The organism is Vagococcus carniphilus, from assembly GCF_014397115.1.
In the GTDB taxonomy this organism is placed as follows: Bacteria; Bacillota; Bacilli; order Lactobacillales; family Vagococcaceae; genus Vagococcus; species Vagococcus carniphilus.
Genome location: NZ_CP060720.1, coordinates 2,085,045 through 2,100,799 on the forward strand (window position 1 = coordinate 2,085,045; position 15,755 = coordinate 2,100,799).

The window sequence follows — 15,755 nt, forward strand, 5'->3', positions numbered from 1 at the left end:
TTGAAAGAAGGAACCGAGATTTTTTTATTGATTAAAGTTCATTAGCTAATTTAATTTTTAATTTTTCTAACATATCTTCAGTCATTTTATCCAGTGTATATTCAGGCTTAAATGTCCATTCTTCCCTAGCTGATTGGCAATCTAAAGAATCTGGCCAAGAATCTGCAATAGCTTGTAATTTAGGATTCACATCATAAGTCATTGTAAATTCAGGCATAATTTTTTGGATACTAGCTTTAATTTCTTCTGGCTCAAATGACATAGCAGAAATATTAAATGCGTTACGGTGTTTCAATTGACTTTCTGGCACTTCCATCAATTGAACAATTGCATTAATCGCATCTGGCATATACATCATATCCATGTAAGTACCTTCTCCAATTGGACTAACATAAGAACCTTTTTTAAGTGCTTCATAATAAATTTCAACAGCGTAGTCAGTTGTTCCGCCACCTGGTAGTGTGTCGTAAGAAATTAAACCAGGGAAACGCACACCTCTTGTGTCAACGCCAAATTTATCATGATAGTAATCACAAAGTAATTCTCCAGCTACTTTTGTGATACCATACATTGTTTTTGGACGTTGTAATGTATCTTGAGGTGTATCTTTTTTAGGTGTTTCAGGACCAAATGCCCCAATTGAGCTTGGTGTAAAGAATTGTAAATCTAATTTTCTAGCTACTTCTAATGCATTTGTTAAACCTGTCATGTTAATATGCCAAGCTACTTGCGGTTTATCTTCTGCAACAGAAGACAATAGAGAAGCTAAATGAATAATTGTATCTGCTTTAAACTCGCTTGCTAGTTCAAACATTCTATCTTCATCAAGAACATCTAAAACTTCAAACAAGCCAGTATTAACAACTGGATGATCTTCTGGCTTTCTAATATCTGTTGCTAAAACATTATCAATACCTTTGTCTTTTCTTAAACGGTTCACTAACTCTGAACCAATTTGACCTAAACAGCCCGTTACAACAATTCGATTCATTATAATCCACCTTTACAAAATATTAGTTATTAAAATTTTTAAATAATATTCATTTCCTTACCAACTTTTTCATATACCTTAATTGCTTTATCTAACATCTCTTTTGTATGAGCTGCTGTTGGCATATTTCTAACACGACCTGTTCCAAGTGGCACTGTTGGGAACACGATTGGTTTAACGTAAACACCATTTTCAATTAATTTTCTAGAGAACTCTTGAGCAACTTTTTCGTCTCCTAAAATAACTGGTGTAATTGGTGTTTCAGAATGACCTATATCATAACCAATTTTTTGTAATTCTTCTTTGAAATAGTTAGCATTTTCCCATAAACGATCTACGTAGCTTGAGTCAGTTTCCATTAAATCAATTGCTTTGATAACTGCTGCTGAAGCTCCTGGTGTTAATGATGTAGAGAAAAGGAATGGTCTTGCTTGTGATTTCAACCAATCAATTAATTTTTGAGAGCCGGCAACATATCCTCCAACAACTCCTAAAGCTTTAGATAAAGTACCCATTTGGAAATCTACTTTATGGGATAATCCAAACTCTTTTACAGTACCTGCTCCGCCACCTAAAACGCCAGAACCATGAGCATCATCAACATAGACGATTAAGTTATATTTTTCAGCAATTTCCATGATTTCAGTCATTTTAGCAACGTCTCCGTCCATAGAAAAGACTCCATCTGTAATATACATAACTTTTTTATAAAGACCGCTTTCAACAGCCTCTTTAGCTTTTTCTTCTAAATCTTTCATATCAGAATGGTTCACACGAATAATTTTTGCACGAGACAAACGACAACCATCAATAATAGATGCATGGTTTAAACTATCTGAAAGAATAGCGTCATCCTTATTCATTACAGCAGAAATAGCTCCCATGTTACAGTTGAATCCTGATTGGAAAGCAATTGCTGCTTCAGTTCCTTTAAATTTAGCTAATTTTTCTTCTAACTCACGGTGAATAGATAAAGTTCCGTTAATTGTTCTAACAGCCCCTGCTCCTACACCATATTTTTCTGTTGCTTCATTAGCTGCTTTAATTAACTCAGGGTGTGTAGCAAAACCTAGGTAATTATTTGATGCTAAGTTAATTTTTTCTTCCCCATTAATCTCAATTAAAGGACCATTAGCGCCATCTAAAACATCGATAGTCGAATATAATCCTTTCGATTTTAGGTCTTCTAATCCTTCATCTAAAAATTTTTCCAAACTTGGACTCATATAACTCATATACAAATACCTCCTGATATTTTATAAATCTATTATATCAGTTTTTTTCGGAAACGATTTCAAAAAAAAGACATTTCTAGTAGAACTCTCATGATTGCTTCGTTTTTTTAATCACAATATTAAAACCCTCTCAATTTCACCTAAATTAAAAGGGTTATTTATTATCTTTATTTCATAAGACTCGCTTTAATAAATCCTGTAAATAACTGTTGCGGGCGATTAGGTCTCGAAATTAATTCCGGATGAAATTGAGAAGCAACAAAGAATTTTTTATCTGTCAATTCAATAATTTCAACAAGGTTTCCATCTGGTGAAAGGCCTGAGAACGTTAAACCTTTTTTCTCAAAAATGTCACGATAAGCGTTATTAAATTCATAACGATGGCGATGTCTTTCTTCTACAACTACTTGATTTTCATATGATTCAGCTGCTTTAGTTCCTTTTTTTAAATGGCAAGGATACAAACCTAATCTTAATGTTCCTCCCATATTCTCCACATTTTCTTGTTCTTTCATTAAATCAATTATTTTATGAGTTGCTTCAGGTGAAGTTTCACCAGAAGTCGCCTCTTTTAAGCCAACCACATTTCTAGCAAATTCAACACAAGCTAGTTGCATCCCTAGACATATTCCTAAAAACGGAATATCATTTTCTCTTGCGTATTTGATTGCTTCAATTTTACCTTCTAATCCGCGATCTCCGAAACCTCCTGGCACTAAAATTCCATCTACATCTTCTAAATAATCTTTAATTGTTTCTTTAGTCACTTCTTCTGATTGAATCCACTTAATTTCAATATCCGTTTGAAAAGGATACCCAGCATGCTTCAGTGCTTCAACAACTGAAATATAAGCATCAGGAAGTTCAACATACTTACCAACTAATCCAATTTTGACTATTTTACTTAAAGTTAAAACTTGTTGTTCCAATTTTTTCCACTCAGTCATATCAGCTACTGGAGCGTCTATATTTAAATAATCACATACTATTTGATCCATTTGTTGAGCTTCTAAATTTAGAGGTATTGAATAGAGTGTGTCAACATCTCGAGATTCTATAACGGCCCTTTTTGGAACATCACAAAATTGTGCTAATTTTTCTTTAATGCCTTCTGAAACTTCCTCTTCAGTTCTAACCACTAAAATATTGGGTTGAATTCCTAGGCTTCTTAATTCCTTCACACTATGTTGTGTAGGTTTCGTCTTCATTTCGCCCGCTGCTTTTAAATAAGGAATTAATGTTGTATGAATATATAAAACATTCTCTTGACCGACATCTGCTTTCATCTGCCTTAAAGCTTCTAAAAATGGTAATGATTCAATATCTCCAACGGTTCCACCAACTTCAGTAATAATGATATCTGAATCCGTTGTACTAGCTGCGCGCATGATCTTTTCTTTGATTTCATTTGTCACATGCGGAATAACTTGAACAGTTGCACCAAGATACTCCCCTTTTCTTTCTTTTTGAATGACTTCAGAATAAATTTTTCCTGTGGTTACATTAGAATATTGATTTAAGTTAATATCAATAAAACGTTCATAATGACCTAAATCTAAATCTGTCTCTGCGCCATCATCCGTTACGAATACTTCTCCATGCTGATACGGGCTCATTGTCCCAGGATCAACATTAATATACGGATCAAACTTTTGAATCGTTACTTTAAGTCCACGATTTTTTAAAAGTCTTCCTAATGATGCTGCAACAATCCCCTTACCAATCGATGATACTACGCCACCTGTTACAAAAATGTATTTTGTCATAAGTCATTCCCTCTTTCTATTGTTTGGGAAAGGCTCTCGAAATAAGAAAAAGCTCCCCTATTCCATTTAGAATAAGGGAGCTGATAAACTATCCATTTCTGTCCCTTTTTCAAGGGTGCCCATTAAGAATTTTACAAAACCTGAAAATAAATGTCAAACAATAACACAAATAAAACATTAGTTTTTTTATTTACCATTTAATGAGTTATACTTATTTTAAACTAAATAAAGGAGAATAAATAATGAATTTACAAACTAAAAGGCTACAGCTTAGACCTATTGAAGCAAAAGATTTAAATGATTATTTTGAATTTTATCAACTAGATAGCGTTTGTCAATACCTTCCAAATGAACCATGGACACCTGAAAATAAAACAGAAAATTTTGAATCAACTTTATCTAGTACAAACTTAGAAAATGGTTCTAAACTTTTACTTTCCGTTATTTATCAAGAAAAAGCAATCGGTGTTATTTTCATCATGCCCGATGAAATGATTGATACTTTTGAAATTGGTTACGTATTTAATCCTACTTTTTCCAAGCAAGGTTTTGCTTTTGAAGCTGTTTCTGCTACATTTGATTACTTATTCCAAATTATTAAGGCTCACCGAGTATTCGCGAATCTAGATACACGTAACATTGCTTCAATGAAACTATGCGAAAAATTAGGTATGAGACAAGAAGCTCACTATATGGAAGACTACTGGTTAAAAGGAGAATGGACTGATAGTTATATTTATGGCATTTTAAATAGAGAATGGTAAAAAAAAGAAACTGTCGGTTTAAAAATCGACAGTTTCTTTGATTTTACATATGAATTGGTAAACCTAGAGCTAACTCTGCAGCATCCATTGTTACTTCTGCTAATGATGGATGAGAGTGGATAGTTAAAGCAACATCTTCAGCATTCATGCCTGATTCTACTGCTAATCCTAATTCTGCAATAATATCACTTGCATTTACTCCCGCAACTTGTGCCCCAACAATAACATTGTCTTCTTTAGTTGTTACAAGACGAACGAATCCTTCTTTTTTATCTAAAGAAATCGCACGACCGTTACCACCTAATGGGAATTTAGATGCTTTTACATCTAATCCAGCTTCTTTAGCTTCTTTTTCAGTCATACCAACAGTTGCCAATTCTGGGTCTGTAAAGGCTACAGCAGGCATTGCTACATAATCAACAGCAACTGCTTTTCCAGAAATAGCTTCTGCAGCAATTTTAGCTTCATAACTTGCTTTATGAGCTAAAGCAGCCCCAGCAACAATATCTCCAATTGCCCAGATACTTTTAACGTTTGTACGTCCTTGGTTGTCAACTTTAACTAAACCACGTTCAGTCATTTCAACACCAGCGATTTCTAAACCTAAATCATCAGTATTTGGACGACGACCAACTGTTACCATTACATAATCAGCTTCAATCGCTTCTTCTTTTCCATTTGCTTCGTATTTAACAGTTACACTGTTACCATTGTCAACGGCTTCTTTAGCCATTGCTTTAGTAACAACTGTAATACCTTTTGATTTGAAATCTTTTTCAACGAATTTAACCATATCTTTTTCAAATGTTGGTAAAATTTGAGGAGAACCTTCTAAAATAGTTACTTCAGAACCTAAGTTAGCGTATGCACTACCTAACTCAGCACCGATTACGCCACCACCAACGATGACTAATTTTTTAGGAACTTCTGTTAAATTCAATCCACCTGTTGAATCAATAACTCTCTTACCAAACTTGAATCCACCAATTTCAATTGGACGAGATCCTGTTGCGACAATAGCATTGTTGAATGAGTAAGTTTGAGCACTTTCTTCTGTCATAACACGTAATGTATTTTCATCAACAAAGAAAGCTTCTCCTTCAATGATTTCAACTTTATTCTTTTTAAGTAACATTCTGATACCAGAAGTCAATGTTTTCACAACTTTTTCGTCTTTCCATTGTTGTGTTTTAGTGAAGTCAAGTTTAACATTTTCAGTGGTTACACCAAAGATTTCAGAATGTTTGGCTTCGTGATATCTGTGTCCAGCACTAATCAAAGCTTTTGAAGGAATACAACCAACGTTTAAACAAACACCACCAATGTATTCACGTTCAATGATTGCAACTTTTTGTCCCATTTGTGCTGCACGAATAGCGGCAACATATCCACCAGGTCCAGCTCCAATTACAACTGTATCTAATTCTACTGCGAAATCTCCTACTACCATATTTCTGTCACCTTATCCTTCCATTAATAATAATTCTGGATCAGCTAATAAACGTTTAATGTTGTTCATCGCTTTTTGAGCAGTTGCTCCATCGACAATACGGTGATCAAAACTTAATGATAATTTCATCATACGGCCAACAGCTAATTCACCATCTGAATTAACAACTGGTTGTTGTGTAATTGTTCCTACACCTAAGATAGCTACTTCTGGGTAGTTAATAACTGGTGTAAACCAACCACCACCGACAGAACCGATGTTACTAATTGTTACAGTACCACCACGCATATCTGCTGCAGTTAATTTACCTTCAATTGCAAGAGCTGCTTTTTCATTGATTTCATCAGCAATATCAAACATGCTCTTAGTATTAGCATCTTTAACATTTGGTACATATAAACCATGATCAGTATCTGTTGCAATACCAATATTATAGTAATTTTTGTATACAACTTCATCAGTTGTATCATCAATTGATGCATTTAAAATTGGGTATTCTTTCATTGTAGCTGTTAAAGCTTTAACTACATATGGTAAGAATGTTAATTTTGTATCTCTTGAAGCTGCAACATCTTTAAATTTCTTACGGTGATCCCATAATTTAGAAACTTCTACATCATCATGTAATGTTACGTGTGGAGCTGTATGTTTGCTGTTAACCATTGCTTTAGCAATTGCTTTACGAGTTGGTGTTAATTTTTCACGAACTTCCGCTTCTGGAGCACCAACAAATGGTTTAGCTTCAACTTTAGGTTGTGCTGCTGTAGTTGTTGCTTCAACTGGTGTAGATGCTACTGTTTCTACAGCTGGATCTGAAACTGGGGCACCACCGAAGTTATCGATATCAGACTTGATAACACGTCCGCCTTTTCCAGTTGGTGTTACTAAAGTAATATCAACACCTTTTTCACGTGCATATTGACGAACTGACGGCATAGCTAAAACGCGTGTGCCTGGTTTACCAGTTGGTTCAGTAGAAACAGGTTTTGCTGCAGGAGCTGCTGCAACTGGCGCTGCTGCTGGTGTAGATGGTGCTGCATCATTGTGTCCAGGTGCATCAATCTCTACTAATACGTCTCCTACGTTTGCTACTGTTCCTTCTGGGACAACAACATTTAAAACTTTACCTGTTACAGGAGAAGGAATTTCTTCTACTGATTTATCATTTTGTACTTCTAACATTGTGTCATCTTCGTTGATAGTGTCTCCTGCTTTAACGAACCATTTTACGATTTCGCCTTCTGCAATACCTTCACCAATATCTGGTAATTTGAATTGGAAAACACCGCCTGAAGGAGCTTCTGTAGCTACTACTGGTGTCGCTTCTGCAACTGGAGCTGCTTCTTCAGCATCATCTTCATGCCCTAGAGCATCGATTTCTACTAAGATATCGCCTACGTTTGCTACTGTTCCTTCTGGGACAACTACTTTAAGAACTTTACCTGTTACAGGAGAAGGAATTTCTTCTACTGATTTATCGTTTTGTACTTCTAACATTGTATCGTCTTCGTTAATTGTATCGCCTTCTTTGACAAACCATTTTACGATTTCGCCTTCTGCAATACCTTCACCAATATCTGGTAATTTGAATTTAAAAGCCATTTAGTATTCTCTCCTTCTATTATATCTAGTCTCGAGCTGTTAATTAAAATGCGTGAATTTCTTTTACTTTCGCTTCGATGTCAGATGCGTTTGGTAACCATGCGTTTTCTGCCATACCAAATGGGAAAATAGTATCTGGAGCTGACACGCGTCCAATAGGAGCTTCTAATGAAAGTACGGCTCTTTCAGAAATTTCTGAAACAACTTGTGCTGCAACACCAGCTTGTTTTTGAGCTTCTTGAACTACAACTACGCGACCTGTTTTTTCAACAGATGCAATAATAGTTGCAACATCTAATGGAGCTACTGTACGTAAATCAATAATTTCTACTGAGATACCTTCTTTTTCTAAGTTATCAGCTGCTTTGATTGCTTCACGAACCATAGCACCATATGTAATAACCGATACGTCAGTTCCTTCTCTTGTTACTGCTGCTTTATCTAAAGGAACAGTATAAGCTTCATCTGGAACTTCCTCACGGAATGAACGGTATAATTTCATATGCTCTAAGAAAACAACTGGGTCGTTATCACGAATAGCTGAGATTAATAAACCTTTTGCATCATATGGGTTACTTGGAATAACTACACGAATACCTGGTGATTGAGCGATCAATCCCTCTAAGTTATCAGCATGTAATTCTGGTGTATGAACACCACCACCAAATGGTGCGCGAATTGTGATTGGCATTGTTCTTGTTCCACTCATACGGTAACGAGTACGAGCCATTTGAGCTACGATTTCATCCATTACTTCAAATACAAATCCAAAGAATTGAATTTCTGGAACTGGACGGAAACCTTCTAAAGCTAAACCAAAAGCCAAACCACCAATACCTGATTCTGCTAAAGGTGCATCGAATACACGATCTTCACCAAATTTTGCTTGTAAGCCTTCAGTAGCACGGAAAACTCCACCGTTATTACCTACGTCTTCACCGAATACTAATACATCTTTATTTGCTTCAAGTTCTAAAGCTAGAGCATCTGTAATTGCTTGAATCATTGTTTTTTGTGCCATGATTTATTTCGACTCCTTTGCTTCATAGATATCAATTTGTTCTTGAATACTTTGTGGTGCTACGTCAAACATATTTTTCAAGAAATCTGATACTTTTTGTTTTGGTGTTGCATCTGTTGCTTTGATTGCTTCTTTAATTTCTTCTTTTGTTTGTTCAATGACTGCTTCTTCTTTTTCTTCTGACCATAAACCTTTTTCAGTTAAGTAGATACGGAAACGATTTAATGGATCTTTACCTGCCCACTCGTCTTCTGTTTCTTGTGAACGATATCTTGTTGGATCATCACCTGATAAAGTATGTGGACCATAACGATAAGTTAATGTTTCAATTAATACTGGACCATTTCCGGCAATTGCCCAATCACGTGCTGCTTTTGTTACTTTATAAACTGCTAAAGCATCCATTCCGTCAACTTGAACACTTGGAATACCTGCTGCAAGTCCTTTTTGAGCTAGAGTTTTAGCTGCTGTTTGTAATTCACGTGGAGTTGAAATAGCATAACCATTATTTTGAATAAAGAATACGGCATTTGCTTTCATTGCTCCAGCGAAGTTGATTCCTTCATAGAAGTCACCTTGTGATGAACCGCCATCACCTGTATATGTAAATGCTACATTTGGTTTGTTACGTTTTTTAAGACCTAAAGCCACACCAGCTGCTTGCACGTATTGTGCTCCAATAATAATTTGTGGTGGTAATGCTTTTAAATCTTCTGGGTATTCGTTTCCTGCTGCGTGTCCTTTAGACCATAGGAAAGCTTCTTTTAAAGGTAAGCCGTGTTGAATCAATTGAGGTACATCACGGTAACCTGGTAATAAGACATCTTCTTTTTCCATTGCAAAATGACTTGCTAATTGACTTGCTTCTTGTCCAGCTGTTGGAGCGTAGAAACCTAAACGTCCTTGACGATTTAATGCTGTTGAACGTTGATCAAGTACTCGAGACCATACCATTCTAGTCATTAATTCTACTAATTCATCATCTGATAAATCAGGTAACAAATCTTCGTTTACTACTTTTCCGTTCACGTCTAATACTTGAACTGTTTGGAAGTTATCATCGATACTTTCCAGAAATGCTGCAAAATCAAGTGGGTTTACTTTTTTCTTAGCCATGCTGTTGCACAATCCTCTCTTATTACAATTTCATTTTGTTTTCAAACAGAAAGAAAAACTGTATCAATTTCTTTCGCTTCGACACTCTTAAGTTACCACGTCATTTTTTTTATTGCAAGTAATAAACTCTGAAAAAATAAGATTAAATTCTTTTATTATCAGCGTTTACCTCGTTAGTGATTTAATTCACTTCTGTATTACTTTTCACTAAAAAGTTCCTTTTTTATTTTACACCTTCTGTACCATTCTGTAATAGAGGTTTCTTCATTCTGTTATACATCACTTTTCTGAAAGCAATTAAAATAAGGTACTCTATGCCTATTCACCTTGTTTTTTAACTCTTCCTATCTGTTTCATTAAATGTACTCAAAATAAAAAACGATTCTCTATTTCAAAAAAATACAGAATCGTTTTTATTAAATTATTTCTTTTTAGGTCGTTTCTTAATTAGATAGTGAATAAAATAACTTTCGAATTAAATCCATTCATTATATTTTTTAATGTACCTCACTTTAACAAATTGAACTAGCACCATATAAATTGTGATAATTCCAATTAACCAAATCCAATAATTAGAAGGTAAAGCTGTGAAATCAAATGCATCTCTTAACGGTTCTACTAATACAATCGTAATTCCCACTAGAACAGCAATCAGACTCATTAACACCATTGGCGCACTTGCTTTACTTTGAATAAACGGTATTTTTTCTGTTCTTACCATATAAACAACTAACGTTTGACTAATTAATCCTACTAAGAACCAACCTGTTTGGAATAAACTTTGATCAGCTACTGTATTGGCTCCAATAACATACCACATCACACCAAAAGTAATAATATCGAAAATACTACTAATTGGCCCTATAGAAACAGTAAATTTAAATAAATTTTTGGTATCAAATTTAACTGGATGGATAATTTGACTTTCATCTACATTATCCCAAGGCATTGCTAATTGGGAAATATCATAAATCAAATTCTGAACAAGAAGCTGGAATGACAGCATTGGTAAAAACGGTAGAAAAGCACTTGCAACCAGAACTGAAAAAACATTCCCAAAGTTTGAACTAATTGTAATCATAATATACTTCATCATATTCTTAAAGACTTTACGACCTTCAATCACACCATCTTCTAAAACAGTTAAACTCTTTTCTAAAAGGATAATTGAACTAGCTTCTTTAGTGATATCGGCTGCAGTATCAACTGAGATTCCGACATCAGCAGTTCTAAGAGCTGGTGCATCATTAATACCGTCTCCCATGAAACCTACTGTATTTCCTTGAGCTTGTAAGGTTTTAATAATTCTAGCTTTTTGCATTGGATTTAATTTAGCAAATAGATTAGTTTCGTTAACTGCCTCATTAAACTCATCATCACTCATTTTATCTAAATCTGCTCCGATATAGGCTTTGTCAACTGCAATTCCAACATCGCCACAAACTTTTCTTGAAACAATTTCATTATCTCCTGTCAAAACTTTAACAGTTACACCATGTTGTTGTAAGGAAGAAATTGCTGTGATAGCTGATTGTTTAGCCGGGTCTAAGAATCCAACAAATCCAACGAGGATCATGTCTTTTTCATCCGCAACTGTATAAGTCGCATCGCTATGCACATCTCGCTTATAAGCAACCGTAATAACTCGCATACCTTGTTCATTCATTTTACGGTTAACTTCGCTCATTTGAGCAAGTAACTCATCAGTTAATGGTAGAATTTCCCCATCAATCTCAACATGAGAACAAACAAGCGACATTTCTTCAACTGCCCCTTTAGTAATCATCAATTGATGCCCATCTTGTTTTAGTACAACAGTTAAGCGTCGTCTTGAAAAATCAAAAGGAATCTCATCAATTTTTTCTATTTTTTCATGAATTTGTCTATCTGGATGTGTTTCATAAAAATTAATAATGGCATGATCCATTAAATTTTTCCATCCCGTTTGATAATTCGAATTTAAAAAGGCCATATCTAATACTTTAGGATCATCATCTCCTAGTGGGCTCACATGCTCTACTAGAACAACACGATCTTCTGTGATAGTTCCTGTTTTATCTGTACACAAGACGTTCATTGCACCTAAGTTTTGAATCGCATTTAATTCTTTCACAATAACTTTCTTTTTGGCTAATGTTTGAGAGCCTTTTGCTAGATTACTTGTTACAATCATCGGTAACATCTCTGGCGTCAAACCAACTGCCACTGCAATTGAGAAGAAGAAAGCTTGTGTCCAATCTCCCTTCATCACACCATTAATTAAAAAGACAATTGGAAATAATATGGAAACCATTCTTAATAATAATTTACTAATATGATTCAAATCACGATCGAAATTGGTTAATTCTCTTTTAGTGCTTGCTTGTTTGGCAATATCTCCAAAAAATGTTTGCTGACCAGTTTTTAGGATAATTGCTTCACCTTGCCCACTTAACACATCAGTTCCCATAAAGATAAGGTTAGTTAAATCAATAGCTGAAGAATCTTCTTTTATTTCTTTATCCATTTTTTCAGCTTCATACTTTTCAACTGGCATCGATTCCCCAGTTAAAGAAGATTGATTAACGAATAAGTCTTTCGTCCAGATAAGGACACTATCTGCTGGAATCATATCCCCTGCTGATAGATAAACAATATCTCCAGGAACGACTTCCTCCATTGGCCTTTCTTTTGTTTCTCCGTCTCTTTTAACAGCACAAGTATGTTTGACTAAATCCTGAAGGGCTAGAGATTCTTTTTGGGCTTTAAAATCTTGCGTAAAGCGAATCAAAGCACTAACAAGAATCATTAGAGACATCACAACAACTGCCTCATAATCTTTCGTTAAAGCAGAAACTACCAACAGACCTGCTAAAACATAAATGAATGGGTCCATGAAAGATTTAACCAGAACTACATACCATGCATCAGGTTTTTGAATATCTACTTTGTTTTCACCGTACTCCTCCATACGGTTACTAGCATCATCGGTTGTTAAACCATTGGGAGAAGTTCTAAACTCCATCATTAACTCTCGATCAGACAATTTTGATAGTTTCATCAACTCAGTGTTTTTGCTATCATTGGTTACATTCTTTTTCATCGAAACCTCTCCTTTAACTTTATTTACTATTCTCTATAAAAATAGAAAAAGGCCCCCTCAACTAAGAGAGTGCCAGAACGCAAAAAGAAGTTAAAAACTTGTATCCTGTTTCTCTTCGTTGAGTTTTAGCACTATACAGCGTAGACAAAATTATCAGCTACATTAAGAAAAGCCTTAATCGACAGTTCCTGTTGACCCAAAACAGATATCTCTGGATATCTGACGGGCAGCAGCGTATTTCTATATAGGAGCCTCACCTAACAGAGACAGTATTCATTTCTCTTCGACTTTAACTCTTTTAAATCTTAAAGTCAAATGGCTCTAGATTTTGGGGAGCTTTTAAATTATTCCTATAGTATAATGAACACATGACATTTTTCTGGAGGTAGCAATGGTTCAAAAAGTTTTAACAATCAATTACTCTGATTCAACTTGTAAAGCAGGTATTCAAAATGATTTAAAAATTTTTCAACAAAATGATGTCTTTGGTTTCTCTGTAATGACTCATTTAACAACACCTAAAGAAGGTTCTAAAGTTTATTCAGAATTCATTAATCCTGGTATTTTAGAGCAACAACTAGATTCTGTTTTTTCAGACGGAACAATGGATGCCACTAAAATCGGGGCGATTAATACAATAGAAGATTTACATATTATGATAAAGTTTATTAAAACTTATGACTTAAAAAATATTACATTAAATATCCGTTTTAAAAACATAGAGTTACATCTAAGAAAAGAAATAATCAAAGAGTTATTTCCTTTCATTTCTGTCTTTATTTTAACAGCACAAGACCTAACTATAATAACTGATCAAAAATACTTTAATACATTTGATGATTTAAAAGTAGCTATGACTAAAATTTCTACTGAAGGAGTTATTATTCTAGAAAACAGTTCTCCTTCTAACAACTCTTATTTAATAAAAAAAGAGCAAACTTTCTTTGAAACCAAAAGAAAGTTTGAAAATCTATCTGCTATGATAACAGCTAATTTAAGCTCAATTGATTTTTTACTTCAATAATAAAAAAACAAAGGACTGAAACATAATTTTTTTATGCTTCAGTCCTATTTTTATTCAATAATTTTAGTTACTTTAAAAGAAGTCGTAGAAGATGAAGGTTCCTCTTGATCAGATAAATCAAATAAAATATGTTCTTTTTCAGGACTATCTGGATCATTTACAATAACAAGTCGACTCTTTTTATTCCTTTTCAAATGCTCTATTTGAGCAGTTCTCTCAAGTTCTTTTGTATCAAAGTTAGATGCTAAAGCATTACCTAGATTAAAAAATACAGTTTCTTCCATTTCAAACACCTCTTCTTTCTAAAGTTTATTTATAACTAAATTATAACACACTTTAATTTAAAGAGTTCATCAGAAACAAACTTATCTCATTAGTTTTCTATCGTTTAACAACTAATGAAATTCCTTGTCCACCACCTATACAAAGAGTAGCTAAACCATTTTTAGCACCACGTCTTTTCATTTCATGAAGTAACGTTACTAGAATACGAGCACCACTTGCTCCGATTGGATGACCTAAAGCAATAGCCCCTCCATTAACATTAACGATTTCTGGGTTTAATTCTAATTCTTTCAAAACACTTATTGATTGAGCAGCAAATGCTTCGTTAGCTTCGACTAAATCTAAATCTTCTATTGTTAACCCAGCTTTTCCTAATGCTTTTTTTGTTGCCTCAATCGGAGCAGTTCCCATGATTTTAGGATCAACACCACTTGTCCCAAAAGATACAATACTTCCTAAAACTTCTAATCCCAATTCTTCTGCTTTTTCTCTGGACATCAAAATAAGAGCTGCCGCTCCGTCGTTTATACCAGACGCATTACCAGCTGTCACTGAACCTTCTTTTTTAAAGGCAGGGCGTAGTCTAGCTAGAGAGTCACTTGTTGTACCAAATCTTGGATACTCATCTTCCTCTACTAATAAAGTTTCACCCTTTCTAGCTGGTACTTTTATCGGAATAATCTCATCATTAAATTTTCCTAACTGAATAGCTTTTTCTGCTTTTTGTTGACTGAGTGTGGCAAACTCATCTTGCTCTTTTCTTGTTAATTTATATAAATCTACTACATTCTCAGCAGTTAACCCCATCGGTAATTCGTTAAAAGCGTCAGTTAGTCCATCTTTCATCATAGTATCTACTAAAGAACCGTCTCCCATCTTACTTCCAAAACGATGATTTGGTAAAACATAAGGTGATTGACTCATACTTTCTGTTCCACCTACAACAACTATCTCGTTATCTTCTAGCATAATTGATTGCGCTCCTAAAATAACAGCCTTTAATCCCGAACCACAGACTTTATTAACTGTATAAGAAGTTGTTTCATTAGGAAGTCCTGCTTTAATAGCGATTTGTCTTGATATGTTTTGACCTAAACCAGCTGACAATACGTTTCCCATAATTACTTCGTCTACTAAACTAGGTTCTAAATGAATAGATTGTAACGCTTCTGATACTACTTGAGTTCCTAACTCAACAGCAGATAAATCTTTCAAACTTCCACCAAAATTTCCAATTGGGCTTCTTCTAGCCGAAACAACCACTACTTCTCTCACAAAAAAACCTCCATCATGTTTTCTATCTTTGTTTTTCATTAATTACTTTATTAACAAAATACATCTTACCACATTCCTCTTATTTAACTGTTAATAAAAAACAAATTTCAAAGCTAAACGACTCATTCTTAATCAATTTTTAAA

12 protein-coding genes and 1 riboswitch are annotated in these 15,755 nt (G+C 34.5%); of the genes, 2 read left to right on the forward strand and 10 right to left on the reverse strand.

The window, feature by feature from the left end:
• Positions 1-31: 31 nt before the first annotated feature.
• From H9L18_RS10255 to pyrG, 3 genes are all read right to left on the reverse strand, one after another.
• Positions 32-991: an L-threonine 3-dehydrogenase gene (locus H9L18_RS10255; protein ID WP_126796070.1), complete on the reverse strand. Its 960-nt coding sequence runs from the start codon at positions 989-991 to the stop codon at positions 32-34.
• A 38-nt stretch (positions 992-1,029) separates the two neighbouring features.
• Positions 1,030-2,217 carry a glycine C-acetyltransferase gene (locus tag H9L18_RS10260; protein ID WP_221884906.1) on the reverse strand — a complete coding sequence of 396 codons (1,188 nt, stop codon included), beginning with the start codon at positions 2,215-2,217 and terminating at the stop codon, positions 1,030-1,032.
• A gap of 176 nt (positions 2,218-2,393) precedes the next feature.
• Positions 2,394-3,992: a CTP synthase gene (pyrG, locus tag H9L18_RS10265; protein WP_126796074.1), complete on the reverse strand. Its 1,599-nt coding sequence runs from the start codon at positions 3,990-3,992 to the stop codon at positions 2,394-2,396.
• Between the two features lie 242 nt (positions 3,993-4,234).
• Here pyrG and H9L18_RS10270 point away from each other — a divergent pair, with 242 nt between their 5' ends.
• Positions 4,235-4,756, forward strand: a complete 522-nt coding sequence (locus H9L18_RS10270; protein WP_126796076.1) for a GNAT family N-acetyltransferase — start codon at positions 4,235-4,237, stop codon at positions 4,754-4,756.
• Positions 4,757-4,799: 43 nt separating this feature from the next.
• Here the strand turns inward: H9L18_RS10270 and lpdA are convergent, their stop codons facing one another.
• The 5 genes from lpdA to mgtA all read right to left on the reverse strand — a co-directional run bounded on the left by lpdA (position 4,800) and on the right by mgtA (position 13,057).
• On the reverse strand, positions 4,800-6,206 hold the full coding sequence (lpdA, locus tag H9L18_RS10275; RefSeq protein WP_126796078.1) for a dihydrolipoyl dehydrogenase: 1,407 nt from the start codon (positions 6,204-6,206) through the stop codon (positions 4,800-4,802).
• 12 nt (positions 6,207-6,218) lie between these two features.
• A complete protein-coding gene (locus H9L18_RS10280) occupies positions 6,219-7,808 on the reverse strand; it encodes a dihydrolipoyllysine-residue acetyltransferase (protein WP_126796080.1) in 1,590 nt (529 codons plus the stop codon).
• A 43-nt stretch (positions 7,809-7,851) separates the two neighbouring features.
• Complete coding sequence (locus tag H9L18_RS10285; RefSeq protein WP_126796082.1) at positions 7,852-8,829, reverse strand: alpha-ketoacid dehydrogenase subunit beta; 978 nt, start codon at positions 8,827-8,829, stop codon at positions 7,852-7,854.
• 3 nt (positions 8,830-8,832) lie between these two features.
• Complete coding sequence (gene pdhA / locus H9L18_RS10290) at positions 8,833-9,945, reverse strand: pyruvate dehydrogenase (acetyl-transferring) E1 component subunit alpha (RefSeq protein ID WP_126796084.1); 1,113 nt, start codon at positions 9,943-9,945, stop codon at positions 8,833-8,835.
• Positions 9,946-10,420: 475 nt separating this feature from the next.
• Entirely contained in the window at positions 10,421-13,057 is a 2,637-nt protein-coding gene (mgtA, locus tag H9L18_RS10295; protein ID WP_312844797.1) for a magnesium-translocating P-type ATPase, read from the reverse strand.
• 73 nt (positions 13,058-13,130) lie between these two features.
• A riboswitch (M-box (ykoK) riboswitch) is annotated at positions 13,131-13,299 on the reverse strand.
• Between the two features lie 119 nt (positions 13,300-13,418).
• Here mgtA and H9L18_RS10300 point away from each other — a divergent pair.
• Entirely contained in the window at positions 13,419-14,051 is a 633-nt protein-coding gene (locus H9L18_RS10300) for a bifunctional hydroxymethylpyrimidine kinase/phosphomethylpyrimidine kinase (RefSeq protein ID WP_126796088.1), read from the forward strand.
• A 50-nt stretch (positions 14,052-14,101) separates the two neighbouring features.
• On the opposite strand, the gene H9L18_RS10305 is transcribed toward H9L18_RS10300, so the two are convergent.
• Together H9L18_RS10305 and H9L18_RS10310 are read right to left on the reverse strand one after the other, a co-directional pair.
• The gene (locus H9L18_RS10305; protein WP_126796090.1) at positions 14,102-14,335 is read right to left on the reverse strand and encodes a hypothetical protein; all 234 of its coding nucleotides are present in this window, start codon (positions 14,333-14,335) and stop codon (positions 14,102-14,104) included.
• A 97-nt stretch (positions 14,336-14,432) separates the two neighbouring features.
• Positions 14,433-15,611 carry an acetyl-CoA C-acetyltransferase gene (locus tag H9L18_RS10310; protein ID WP_126796092.1) on the reverse strand — a complete coding sequence of 393 codons (1,179 nt, stop codon included), beginning with the start codon at positions 15,609-15,611 and terminating at the stop codon, positions 14,433-14,435.
• Between the last annotated feature and the right edge of the window lie 144 nt (positions 15,612-15,755).

What these genes read in the sequence shown, in the direction of transcription:
- H9L18_RS10305 (WP_126796090.1), bottom strand. Translation starts at nt 14,335, where the DNA reads ATGGAAGAAACTGTATTTTTTAATCTAGGTAATGCTTTAGCATCTAAC.
- pyrG (WP_126796074.1), bottom strand. Translation starts at nt 3,992, where the DNA reads ATGACAAAATACATTTTTGTAACAGGTGGCGTAGTATCATCGATTGGT.
- H9L18_RS10300 (WP_126796088.1), top strand. Translation starts at nt 13,419, where the DNA reads ATGGTTCAAAAAGTTTTAACAATCAATTACTCTGATTCAACTTGTAAA.
- H9L18_RS10260 (WP_221884906.1), bottom strand. Translation starts at nt 2,217, where the DNA reads ATGAGTCCAAGTTTGGAAAAATTTTTAGATGAAGGATTAGAAGACCTA.
- lpdA (WP_126796078.1), bottom strand. Translation starts at nt 6,206, where the DNA reads ATGGTAGTAGGAGATTTCGCAGTAGAATTAGATACAGTTGTAATTGGA.
- H9L18_RS10270 (WP_126796076.1), top strand. Translation starts at nt 4,235, where the DNA reads ATGAATTTACAAACTAAAAGGCTACAGCTTAGACCTATTGAAGCAAAA.
- H9L18_RS10280 (WP_126796080.1), bottom strand. Translation starts at nt 7,808, where the DNA reads ATGGCTTTTAAATTCAAATTACCAGATATTGGTGAAGGTATTGCAGAA.
- H9L18_RS10255 (WP_126796070.1), bottom strand. Translation starts at nt 991, where the DNA reads ATGAATCGAATTGTTGTAACGGGCTGTTTAGGTCAAATTGGTTCAGAG.
- H9L18_RS10285 (WP_126796082.1), bottom strand. Translation starts at nt 8,829, where the DNA reads ATGGCACAAAAAACAATGATTCAAGCAATTACAGATGCTCTAGCTTTA.
- pdhA (WP_126796084.1), bottom strand. Translation starts at nt 9,945, where the DNA reads ATGGCTAAGAAAAAAGTAAACCCACTTGATTTTGCAGCATTTCTGGAA.